This is a genomic window from Marinitoga sp. 1137, assembly GCF_001941525.1.
GTDB classification, from domain to species: domain Bacteria; phylum Thermotogota; class Thermotogae; order Petrotogales; family Petrotogaceae; genus Marinitoga; species Marinitoga piezophila.
Genome location: NZ_CP009471.1, coordinates 556,313 through 568,560 on the forward strand (window position 1 = coordinate 556,313; position 12,248 = coordinate 568,560).

General features: G+C 27.5%; 13 protein-coding genes. 9 read left to right on the plus strand and 4 right to left on the minus strand.

Annotated features, from left to right (window positions below; all coding sequences use genetic code 11):
* Positions 1-7 precede the first annotated feature (7 nt).
* From LN42_RS02840 to LN42_RS02880, 9 genes are read left to right on the plus strand one after another with little or no spacing between them, the layout of a single operon-like run.
* Entirely contained in the window at positions 8-1,036 is a 1,029-nt protein-coding gene (locus LN42_RS02840) for a DUF4899 domain-containing protein (protein WP_014296023.1), read from the plus strand.
* Positions 1,036-1,299 (plus strand): hypothetical protein, encoded by a 264-nt coding sequence (locus LN42_RS02845; protein WP_014296024.1) that lies wholly within the window; start codon positions 1,036-1,038, stop codon positions 1,297-1,299. The genes LN42_RS02840 and LN42_RS02845 overlap by 1 nt, the downstream gene beginning before the upstream one ends.
* Position 1,300: 1 nt before the next feature.
* A complete protein-coding gene (locus LN42_RS02850) occupies positions 1,301-2,188 on the plus strand; it encodes a radical SAM protein (protein ID WP_075780314.1) in 888 nt (295 codons plus the stop codon).
* Positions 2,189-2,201: 13 nt separating this feature from the next.
* The gene (gene rsxC / locus LN42_RS02855; RefSeq protein WP_014296026.1) at positions 2,202-3,530 is read left to right on the plus strand and encodes an electron transport complex subunit RsxC; all 1,329 of its coding nucleotides are present in this window, start codon (positions 2,202-2,204) and stop codon (positions 3,528-3,530) included.
* Positions 3,527-4,510 (plus strand): RnfABCDGE type electron transport complex subunit D, encoded by a 984-nt coding sequence (locus tag LN42_RS02860; RefSeq protein WP_075780315.1) that lies wholly within the window; start codon positions 3,527-3,529, stop codon positions 4,508-4,510. The genes rsxC and LN42_RS02860 overlap by 4 nt, the downstream gene beginning before the upstream one ends.
* Entirely contained in the window at positions 4,507-5,214 is a 708-nt protein-coding gene (locus LN42_RS02865) for an RnfABCDGE type electron transport complex subunit G (RefSeq protein WP_075780316.1), read from the plus strand. Before LN42_RS02860 ends, LN42_RS02865 begins: the two co-directional genes overlap by 4 nt.
* Positions 5,214-5,831 carry an electron transport complex subunit RsxE gene (rsxE, locus tag LN42_RS02870; RefSeq protein WP_014296029.1) on the plus strand — a complete coding sequence of 206 codons (618 nt, stop codon included), beginning with the start codon at positions 5,214-5,216 and terminating at the stop codon, positions 5,829-5,831. The genes LN42_RS02865 and rsxE overlap by 1 nt, the downstream gene beginning before the upstream one ends.
* Positions 5,828-6,403, plus strand: coding sequence for an electron transport complex subunit RsxA (gene rsxA, locus LN42_RS02875; protein WP_014296030.1), 576 nt, complete (start codon positions 5,828-5,830; stop codon positions 6,401-6,403). The genes rsxE and rsxA overlap by 4 nt, the downstream gene beginning before the upstream one ends.
* Positions 6,404-6,416: 13 nt before the next feature.
* On the plus strand, positions 6,417-6,764 hold the full coding sequence (locus LN42_RS02880) for a (Fe-S)-binding protein (protein WP_014296031.1): 348 nt from the start codon (positions 6,417-6,419) through the stop codon (positions 6,762-6,764).
* A gap of 44 nt (positions 6,765-6,808) precedes the next feature.
* On the opposite strand, the gene LN42_RS02885 is transcribed toward LN42_RS02880, so the two are convergent.
* From LN42_RS02885 to LN42_RS02900, 4 genes are all read right to left on the minus strand, one after another.
* Complete coding sequence (locus tag LN42_RS02885; RefSeq protein WP_075780317.1) at positions 6,809-8,539, minus strand: HAMP domain-containing histidine kinase; 1,731 nt, start codon at positions 8,537-8,539, stop codon at positions 6,809-6,811.
* A gap of 219 nt (positions 8,540-8,758) precedes the next feature.
* Positions 8,759-11,122 (minus strand): RND family transporter, encoded by a 2,364-nt coding sequence (locus LN42_RS02890; RefSeq protein WP_014296033.1) that lies wholly within the window; start codon positions 11,120-11,122, stop codon positions 8,759-8,761.
* A 5-nt stretch (positions 11,123-11,127) separates the two neighbouring features.
* Complete coding sequence (locus LN42_RS02895) at positions 11,128-11,553, minus strand: hypothetical protein (RefSeq protein WP_014296034.1); 426 nt, start codon at positions 11,551-11,553, stop codon at positions 11,128-11,130.
* On the minus strand, positions 11,553-12,248 hold the full coding sequence (locus tag LN42_RS02900) for a hypothetical protein (RefSeq protein WP_014296035.1): 696 nt from the start codon (positions 12,246-12,248) through the stop codon (positions 11,553-11,555). Before LN42_RS02900 ends, LN42_RS02895 begins: the two co-directional genes overlap by 1 nt.

Here is a 12,248-nt window from a genome sequence, read left to right on the forward strand (position 1 = left end):
GGAAATTATGGATTTTTATGCAGTTAAGTTCTTTGCAACATCATCGTTAACAGCCGAAGTAATAGTTGGGTATATGTTTGGTAAACAAAAGGGTGCCCCTGAATATAAAATGTTATCAATACCAAAATCCAAACTTCCGAAGTTTGAAATACCGGATATTAATCTCTCATATATTGAGTATAAATCTAAAATTGAAGAACTTTATTACAATGCTATCAAGGATTCAACAGTTCTTGACTTAAATAAGCAATTTTTAGCTTTTGTTCAATCAACAATAAAAAAATATGGTCCTGAAATTATCAATGCTAAAATGTTTTTAGGAGTGCGAGATTCAGACATTATTATTGTAAAAGCTATACTTTCTGAAATCCTGGAAGAATGGGAAGGAGAAGTAAACATAAAAGTTGTTGCTGAAAAACTTACATATCAGGATTTAGTATGGTTAATGACACAAAATAGAAGTTTTACTGATAAAGAAAAATCATATTTAAATAGAATTGATGTTCAAAACTCACCTGAAGTTTTACCTTTATCTGATCCATTAACCGGATTAACCATTAACAATCTCGATGTTGGAGACCCTATTTATTCATTGGTTATTGATCCAATAGATCCTGCAAATGTAAACAAATTAAAGGAACTTTATCCAGATAAATTTGATGATAGCGGAAAAAATATAATGCCTATTGAATCTCAGCTTGTAGCTAAAGAATTGATTCCTGAAACAGACTATTTCTTCATTAAGGTCGATCTGGGAAGTGGGCTTATTGGAAAAGCTGTAATATCAAAAAATCTAAAAATGATGGTCGATGCAAAAAAAATTGAAGAAATGCATAAAAAAAGAGAAGAATATTTTAATCCACCAGAAGATAAAATAATAGGCGATGTTATAAAAGATTCAATTGCAGGTTTAAAAAAAGAAGCAAATTTACCAGAAAATAAGGTTAGAACATCTGATATTCTTATAATATTAGGACTTTCATTAGGATTAATTGTAGGAGCGTTGCTCCTTGGAATCTGGATGGGGGTCTTTTAGTGAAAATTTACTCTTTATTCTTAATAATTTCTTTAATAATTATAGGTATTGTATTTAATTTATATATGGTAAATTATATATATAGAAATGCTGTATATAGGAATAAAGAATTTGAAAATGGATTAAAAAAAATAAATGAAACAGAAAAAATGTTTTCAAATGGCGATTATAAAACACTTATAATATATTCTTCAAAAGAGGCTACATTAATAAAATTAATTTTCGACAATGGGGTGGAGGGGATAAAAATTCAGGAGGAATAAAATGAAAATAAAATTATCCTATGCAACAGCTGCAATTTTGGGATTAAAAAAAGGAAAAATCAACTTTGAAATGCCTACTGCATATTTAATGCTTGGTGAAAAATGTCAATATAATTGTAGTTTTTGTGCTCAGGCAAAAGATGCAAAATCAGATGTTGATTATTTATCAAGAATAAAATGGCCAGAATATGATGTTGAAATATTTTTAAACAAATTAGAAGAACTTAATCCATTTAAAAGATTATGTATTCAAGTAGTAAATTCTATTGGATATTTTGAAGAATTAAAAAGTTTTTTGGAGAAAATTAAAGATTTTAATGTATTAAAAGCAGTTTCATTAAGGCCAAAAGATTTTGACGAAATAGATGAAATATTTTCATATGGAATAGATAATCTGGGTATTTCCATTGATGTTGCTAATAAAGATTTGTATTCTGAAATTAGAGGAGGAAGTTTTGACTTCCTCTTTGGTATGTTGACAGATGCATCAAAGAAATATCCTAATAAGATTACAACACATATAATTGTTGGTCTTGGTGAAAGTGATAAAGATTTAGTTGAACTAATGCTAGAAATGAAAAAAATAAATGTACTGGTTTCTTTATTTTCATTCACTCCAATAAAAGGCACTAAATTGGAAAATCTTGAGCCTCCTTCTATTGAAAGATATAGAATTATACAATATGCTCGTGAAATAATAGAAAAAAACGATGTTTCAATAGAAGATTTTGTATTTGATGAAAATCAAAAATTAGTAAGATTACCTCACATAGATTTTGATGTAGAAGAAGCAATAAAAACCAGTGGATGTAGTTATTGTACACGACCATATTATAACGAAAAGCCAAATAAGGTATTATATAATATTCCAGAAAGTAGGAAGTTCTGAAAGGAGGCTGGCGATGGGATTTTTAACCTTTAAAGGTGGGGTTCATCCACCAGAAAAAAAAGAATTAGCAGAACATGTTCCAATTAAGGTATTACCTTTACCAGAAAAGGTATATGTTTATACTACAAATCATATTGGAGCACCTGCTAAGATTATTGTTGAGGTTGGTCAGAAGGTTAAAACAGGTCAGAAGATTGGTGAAGCTAACGGATTTATTTCAGCAAACATTCATTCTCCTGTTACCGGTGAAGTAGTGGAAATTACAAAAATGACAAACGCTGCTACTGGTACAAAGAATGACGTTATCGTTATTCAAAGAACTGGAGAAGATGAATGGGAATTAATTCCAAACCACGGTGATTACACAAAGAAATCACCTCAGGAAATTGTTGAGATTGTAAAAGAAGCTGGTATTGTTGGGCTTGGTGGAGCTATGTTCCCTTCACATGTAAAAATGTCAATTCCAGAAGGGAAAAAAGCAGAGTTTTTAATTATCAACGCTGCAGAGTGTGAGCCATATATAACAATAGACCACAGAATGATGCTCGAAAGATCAAAAGACATCATCAAAGGTATAAAAATTATTATGAAAGCTATTGGCGTTGATAAAGCATATGTTGGAATTGAAAGCAACAAACCTGATGCAATTGAAGAAATGAAAAAAGCTGCTTCAGGTGAACCTATTGAGATTAAAGTTCTTCAAACCAAATATCCACAGGGTGCTGAAAAACAATTAATTTATGCAATAACCAATAGAGAAGTTCCTTCAGGGGGATTACCTCTTGATGTTGGAGCTGTTGTTTTTAACGTTTCAACAGCATATGCTATTTACGAAGCTGTTGAAAAAGGAAAACCGCTTGTTGAAAGAGGAATTACATTAACAGGAGAAGGCGTTAAAAAACCAGGTAATTTCATATATAGAATAGGTACATTAGCAAAAGACTTATTGGATCATGTAGGTCTTGTTGAAGAAGATAAAATCGATAGAATATTATATGGTGGTCCAATGATGGGAATCCCACTTCCTAACATTGAATTACCAACATTTAAAGGAAACAATGCATTAACTGTAATGACCAAAGATGTAGTTCCAAATAGAGAAACATATCCATGTATAAGATGTTCAAAGTGTGTTCAGGCATGTCCAATTAATCTCTTACCTTATTTGCTTAAAATGCAAATTGATAAGAGAGAATATGATAAAGCTATGGAATATGGTCTTATGGATTGTATAGAATGTGGTTCTTGTTCATATGGATGTCCTGCAAATATTGATCTTGTAAAAACATTTAAAACAGGTAAAAAAGTTGCAAGAGCTTTAAAAGGGAGGGCCAAAAAATGAAGTTAAATATGGCAGCTGGTCCACATCTAAGGACAGATGATAGTGTAAGAAAGGTAATGATTGATGTATTAATAGCCCTCATCCCATCATTCCTCGTATCAGCTTGGGTATTTGGATTCAGGGCTGTATGGATTATGTTATTCTCAATGGTTGCAGCAGAAGCTCTTGAATTTTATATAATGAGAGTTTTAAGAAAGAAAAAAGACTTTAAACCTGATTTTAGTGCATCAGTCACAGGTTTATTATTGGCAATGAATTTAAGTTTAGCAGTAACCTGGTGGCAAATATTAATAGGTGTATTTGTTTCTATTGTTTTAGGAAAACATGTATATGGAGGTCTTGGAAGAAATATCTTTAACCCTGCATTAGTTGGAAGGGTGTTTATGCTTATTTCTTTCCCTGTTGCAATGACCACATGGTATAGACCATTTTATTACAAATATGACACTATTACAACAGCAACACCACTTGCTATATTAAAAGAAAAAGGTTTAGACTCATTAAACAACTGGGCAGACTATACAATAAATTTAAAAACATTATTTATTGGTACAATTCCTGGTTCAATTGGTGAAGTTAGTGCAGCAGCATTATTATTAGGATTCGCATATCTTGTATATAAAAAGAGAATAAAGATTTTGATTCCTGTTTCATATATAACAACTGTATTCGTAATTTCTGGTATATTCTATTTAATTGATCCAACAAAATACGCAAGTCCATTATTCCACATTTTAAGTGGAGGTATAATGTTAGGTGCATTATTTATGGCTACAGATATGGTAACAAGTCCTATGACACCAAAAGGACATATTATATTTGGTATAGGTTTAGGTATTATTACAATGGTTATTAGACTTTTTGGAGCTTATCCAGAAGGAGTTTCATTCTCAATATTAATCATGAATGCTCTAGTTCCTCTTATTGATATATATGCTAAGCCACGTATTTTTGGCACAACAAGAGGTGGTAAAAAATGAAGGAATATATGAAAACAGGTTTTATATTAATGTTATTTATAGTTATTTCTGGATTTATTGTTGCAACAGTTTATGTATCTACAAAACCTGCAATTGACAATGCAGAATTAAATGCAAAATTAAAAGCTATAAAAAAGGTTTTAATTGATTCAAGAAACGGTGGATTATTGCTTTCTGAAGATAAAATCCCAACTTCTTTACAACAATTACAAAGTGCAGAATGGGATTCATCAGATACAGGCATATTATACGAAGGAAAAAGTACAAAGGTTTATTCACCTGTATATAAATATACCAATAAAGATGGTAAAGATATATATGTATTAACAGTTTCAGGTATAGGATTCGGTGGTGAAGTTATCTCTGTAATTTCTTTTGTAAAAGAAGGTAAAGAATTATATTTCAATAATCTTGAAGTAATTTCATACTCACAGGAAACTCCTGGCTTAGGTGCCAATATAGCTTTAGATAAGGTAAAAAAGAGATTTTATCCTATAAGTTATGAAGGATTATTAAACGGTGTAAAGGTTAATAAAGATGCTGGAGTAATTCTTTCTACACCAGAACAAATGAAAGAAGGAAAAGAAAAAGGTATTGTTCAAACAAGTGATATTATGACAGGTGCTACTATTACACCAAGAGCAGTAGCAGATTCAATAAATGCTGGATTTGAGTACCTCAAATCTAAAGGGGTGATTCAATAATGGCTGATATTAAAAATTTTAAAGCTGGTTTAGTACAGCAAAACCCTGTATTTGTTCAGGTTTTGGGCATGTGTCCAACACTTGCAACTACAACAAATGCAGAAAATGCTTTAGGTATGGGACTTGCTACATTATCAGTTTTAACATTATCAAATATTGTTATTTCTATAATTAAAAAATGGGTACCTAAAAACATAAGAATTCCTATTTATATTGTAGTTATCGCATCATTTGTTACTATGGTTGACTTATTAATGCATGGCTATACATATGATTTATGGAAAACTTTAGGTTTATTTATTCCTCTTATTGTTGTTAACTGTATAATCCTCGGTAGAGCTGAATCATTTGCTTCAAAAAACTCTATCCTCGATTCTATATACGATGCTTTAGGTATGGGGTTAGGTTTTACAGGAGCGTTAGTATTACTTGGTTCAGTAAGAGAATTACTCGGTAATGGAACTATTTTCGGTTTCCCAATTTGGGGAGATGCTATGAAGTTATATGTTATGATATTACCACCAGGAGCCTTCTTAGTTTTAGGTATGTTACTTGCAATGTTTAATGCTATTGCAATTAATAACAGAAAAAAGGCAAAGGCTGGTGATAAGAAATGAAGCTTTTCTTTATATTTTTATCAGCAATTTTAGTAAATAATTTTGTATTATCTAAATTCCTTGGTATATGTCCGTTCCTTGGAGTTTCTAAAAAAATTAGTTCAGCTTCAGGTATGTCAATGGCTGTTATTTTCGTTATGGTTGTTGCAAGTACTATAACATGGTTCTTGAATTTATTGCTTGTAAAACTTGGCCTTGAATTCTTAACAACAATTGTATTTATACTTGTTATTGCCACATTAGTTCAATTTATAGAATTTTACATAAAAAAGGTATCTCCAAATCTTTATGAAGCATTGGGTATTTACCTTCCTTTGATTACAACAAACTGTGCTATCTTAGGTCTTGCATTAATTAATGTAATGAATGGATATACACTTGTTGAAACAATTATAAATGCTTTAGGTGCAGGATTTGGTTTTGGTATGGCATTAATAATTTTTGCTGCTATGAGAGAAAGATTGGATTATTATGATATTCCTGAACCATTTAAAGGAACAGCAATTGCATTAATTACAGCTGGATTGTTATCAATGGCATTTATGGGATTCTCCGGTCTCATAAAAATATAAGGGAGGAGTTATAATGTCTATAATCATAAATGCAGTAATCTTGCTTGCTATATTGGGGTTTTTAGCAGGAACATTTCTTGCTTTTGCTGAAAAGAAATTTGAAGTTAAAGAAGATCTTAGAGTAATATTCGCAGAAAATTTATTACCCGGTATTAACTGTGGTGCTTGTGGATATCCTGGATGTCCTGGTTTTGCAAAAGGATTTGTAAATGGCGATGTAAAAGCTGATGGATGTTTACCTGGAAAAAGACAGGGAGTGCCTGAAAAACTTCAAAAACTTGCAAAAATGTCTGACGAAGAATTAGAAAAAATTTGGGAAGAAATTGGTGAAGATCCAGATAAAATAAAAGAAAAATTTTAATGTTAAAAGAGGCTTGAATCGATGATTCAAGCCTCTTTTATTTTTTAAGAAAGTTTTTCTAATAATATTTTTTTAAAAAATAAAACATCTTTATCTTCTGGATTTTGTTCTATATAATTCAACCAATTGTACAATTCAGTAAATTCATAATTATTTAGATAATCTTTTAATCTCCCTACTTCTTTTGAATTATTAATATTCGTTTCTTTTAATATTTCTATGTATAATTCCAATATTTCATTTATTAATTCTTCAGCCTGCAAAACTGTGTATTTCTTCTCAACAAGATATTCAATATACCTTGATTTTAAATTTTCAAAATCAAATTTATCAAAAAATTCTTTATAATTAATCGGTATCCTAAATAATATAGATGTATTTTCAGAAGTTTGATTTATATAATATGTAGCTCGCAATATTTTTAAATATTCCTTTATTATCAATACTCCATAAACTTCGAAATTTATTATCTTAGTTATATTTTTATTATTAAACAGCAACAAGAAATCATTTAATAATGTATCTGTTGTAGTTATTTTTATCTCTAAATTATTTTTTAGCATTATATATTCAATAGTAATATCACAATTATCTGAATTTTGAAGTAACATCGAAAGCAATTCATACATTATTCTAAAAATTGCATTTTTATTTGAAAAAACATATTCCTTTTCAGTTTTTATTTCTGAAATAATTTTTATGTTTTTATTATTTAAAATTGGCGATATTGAATATATTAGTTCATTATGCAATCCATTTAATTTAAAAAAGATAAATAATGTATTATCGTTCTCAAGATATACAAATTTTGAAATATCCTGAAATTTTCGAACAATATTTCTAATTTCTATAATGTTATTGTTAATTATTTTTATACTTTTTTCATCACCGCCATTTAAAAATATATAATCTAAAATATTCTGGAGTGGATTATTAATCATATGGGAAAAATCATTAATAAAACTTTTGTATGATACATATAATGTCTCCATTTGTTCTCTTAACTCTTCTATTCCTTCCAAACTATTTTTCAATTCAGTTTGAGTTTTTATTATTTTATTTTTTAATTTTAATGCTTCATCTAATTTTGGTTCTACTTCCTCTAATTTATCAAAGTTTTCATTTAAAAATTTTAAATCAATAGTAGTATATTCTTTTGTATATTTAATAAGAAAATATAGCATTAATAACTCAAAGAAAAGCAACAGCACATAAATCAATATTATATGTGGTTCAAATATATCAAGAAATTGCACTTTTTTTAGAAAATAGAAATCAATATTATTAAAGGTTAAGATTTTTATTAAATCACTGTCAAAAAAGGTCTCATTAATTTCACCACTTTTATTTATATATATTCCTTTTTTAACTGCTATTATTGGAAGAGGTGTAAATGCATTTAAAAAATCTATTAAATCTGAAACTCTATATGCATAAAAATACTTTTTATTTTTAATAATAAGAGATTTTATTATAAAAAGTTTTTTATTGATTTCATTTATAGAGTTTATATAAAAATCATTATACACAATATGTTTATTTTCATCCCAGATAATAATATCAAGAATTTTAAATGTAAAATTCTTATTTTTTAAATAAGAAGATATTCCACTTTCTATTTTATTGTTAAGCTTTAAAAATTCATTTTTTATCGCTGTTTGATGTTGATCTGCTACAAAAATATTCAACTCATTTTTTATATATATAGAAAATGAAAATAACGTAATGACAATTAATAAAAAAATTGAATAAAAAAATATTTTGAAATTTTTCATATTTTTTCCTCCAAAAAATATAATACACATTTATTATATCACAAATAAAAAAAAACGGATCCAACGGATCCGCTAAATGTCTATCCATCTATTTCAGGGGGGGATAGGGGGATTTTCTTTTTACATCTATAGTATACAAAATCAAATGTTACTTTTCAATACCTTTATATTAATTGTGAATTTTCTAAGTAACAAAAAAATCAGTAATGTAAATTAAAATTATCTCTTTATTTTTAAAGCTGGAATATAAATAACTGTCATAAGCCACACAATAAAAACGCCTAAAACCATAGTTAAACTAAACTGTTTTAGCAGTTCACCACGAGATAATTGAAATGTTATAAATGAAGACATGGTTGTTAAGAACGAAAGAGTTGTAGCTTTTAAAGTGTGCCAATAATGCACTTTGTCTTCATCTATTGCATGGAAAAGATGTATGTAACCATCTACACCTATACCAAATATTAATGGAAATGAAATTACTGTTAAGAAGGTTGCCTTAATATTATAAAAGTAAATAATACCAAATGTAGCTAAAATCGAGAATAACAATCCAAATATTGCAATAAAGGTTTCATTAAGTGATTTTCTGGACATATATGTCAATATTCCTATTAAAATAATTGATACAACTATAACATACGGGAACTTTTTTTCTATTAATTTCATTATATAATATAAAGCTTTTCTTTCTCCTAAAAACCTCTCTCGATACTTTCCAACTGAATCAAAAAAATATTTTAATCCGTTATCTCTTGCAAGGGAAATTTTAGGTGTAACATAGATAATAAAATATTCCTGATTATTTTTTGTTATCATAATACTTCGCTTTAACTCTTCTGGTATAAGTGATGTAATTCCAAGAATAAAATCCTTTTGATTTTTTGATTTTGATGCAAGATCTATAATTTTAAGGGTATCAGAATATATATTGTATTTTTTCAATACAGAAACAGAAAATGGATCATTTACCAATTTTGAAATTTCCTGTGTCTTTAATTTTAATTTGTTAAAATCTCCAATTTGCTTTTTTAAAACATCAAGATAACTTTCCACTTTCTCAATATAAGGCGATTTTTTTAACTCCTTAATAATTTTGTCAGAATCTTCATCTATTTTAACAATAAACTTTAAATCATTAAACAATGATGCACCAAAATGTTCTGCAAGTTCATTGAAAACCCTTATACTTTCTGAATTAGTCGGAGCCAATCCTGGTGGTGTATATGAAAAATTTGAGAAATTAATTATTCCAAATATTGAAAAGAAAATTATTACTGATGGCAAAAGCGTAAGAATAAACCTTCTTTTTTTAGGTATATAAACTCCAAGTTTCTGAAACCATAAATTTATTTTATTTTCCTTATATGATTTTAAAATCATATTTCTAAATGGATAAAATAAAACAGGTACAATAAAAATCATATTTATAAAAAACACAATAAGTCCTATGCTACTTATGATCGCCATCTGGGTAAATCCCGGCAAATTCATTAAAATTAAAGAAAGAAAAACAAGAATTGTAGTTGCCACGCCATAAAACAAAGGAATTAATACAGTTTCATAAGTTATAGACAATGCTTCAATATAATTTTTTCTCTCTTTATATTCAGAAATAAGACGGCTTGTAATGTGGATTCCATAATCAATACCCAGACCTAATGTAATAGCCGCAACAAATGATGTAATAATATTTAATTCTTTAAATATTAATGTAGAAATACCTAAAGAAATTCCTGTCGATAAAATTAAAGAAATAAAAACAATTATTGTAGAAGGTAAATTGGCAAAAGTAATATAAAAAATTAAAATTATCAAAAACATTGAAAGATATGTTGTAATTGAAAAATCAAAATTTACAGTTTCGTTCGCTTCATAATCATATATATAAGAACCTGTTAAACCAGATCTTATATTATATTTTTGAGAAATATTCTGAGATATCTTTTTTACCCTGGGAATTATCGATTTAACAAAGTTAAGATCTGAAGTTGGTTTTAAAAAGGTTAATCCCATAACCATAACCTTTTTATCAGGAGACAAAGTATAATAACCTAATAAAGGATCATTCTCATTTGATGCTTTAAAATTTGTATCAACCTGATTTAGAAGCGAAAGTGTAGTATTTATATATTCAAATGATTTAAAATCATATGGATTTAATTTCGAAAACGAATCAAACGTACTTTCAAGGTTTTTCACAAGATCATCTATTAATTTTGAATTTGAAACATTTAAAAAACCATATGAAAGCAAAAGTGAAAGATCTGTCTTTGCCAACCCATTAAAATCCGGAAGTTCTTTCAAATTATTATAATAGTCCAACGCAACTTTTTTATAATCTGTATTTTCATCAATAAAAAATGCTGTTATCAATACTGAGGAATTGCTCTTGGTTTTCTCTTCCTCTTTTAAAGAAAGAACTATAGGATCATCTTCCGGAAGTATTGTCAATAAATCAGAATTTATTTTCAAATTCTTTAAATTTAAAATAGAAAGAACTGAAAATATTAAAAATAATAATAATATAATCTTGTAGTGATCTGTCAAAAATTTTGATAGTTTCAAATACTTTTTCTGCATACCTTTCAACTCCAGATTATATAATATAGTAAAATATCAATCACAATTCCTACTATCAATGCATAAAATCGTTTTTCATTAATGTCCTTAACTCCTTTTAATATTTCATACCATATAAATGGATAATAATAAAAATTATTATAAAACGAAAAAAATCCCATCATTAAAAATACAGCAGAGGTTAATATATAATAAGGAAAAATTTTTCTAAATTCTTCAATAGGATAAAGAAATGCTCTTATTGCATTATTTACAAATAAAAACAAAAACAGGAAAAAGATTTTTTTTAATGATATATAATATGAAAAATTACGTATTAAAAGAAAATACGATAAAAAAATAAATGTAATTATTCCCACAAATATATTTTCATATTTCACATTTTTTATTCTATGAGGAGTAAAAATAATTTTAAAAATATTTTCAAGCATCAGTGTAAACCTCCGGTATAAACTTTCATATCATAGACCACAGAAAAACCCAGATTTTCAAAAACATCAAGTAATGGTTTAATTCCCGGATAATCAAGTATTTCTTTATCTATAATAACCCCATTTTCATTCTTCAAAGCTTCAAGAACTTTGGTTTTAAATGAATAAGATTTATAACTTTTTTTATCCATAACATAATATTTTAATTTTAAAAATGTCAATTCTTCATTTGTTAGATTATTTAAATCAATAATGGCTATTGTGGGATAATTTAATAAAGTAAAATTCTTTGAATAAACAATACTTTTTTTTAGTTTTAAGCCATAATAAAAAACATTTTTTTGAATTTCTTTTATGTTTGAATCAAAGGATTTTAAAGATGTCTTTAATTCCTGAAACATTTCATCATTAATAACTGCTATAGTAATATGATTATTAAGATAATCTATTTTAATTTTCCCTATAAACACACCAAGATCCTCAATAATAAATAACATAGTAGATAAATTTTTGGAATTAATAGTAATATTAACAAGGGAATCTTTTATTCCCTGATGAAAAGTATTTATTGTATATACTGGCATTGGTTCTCTAACAACATTTTCAACGTCAATATTTGCAAAAAGAAAATATACAATAGAGCTCAACAAAAGAATGGTAATAGAAAAAACTATTACCATTCCATATATTCTCAA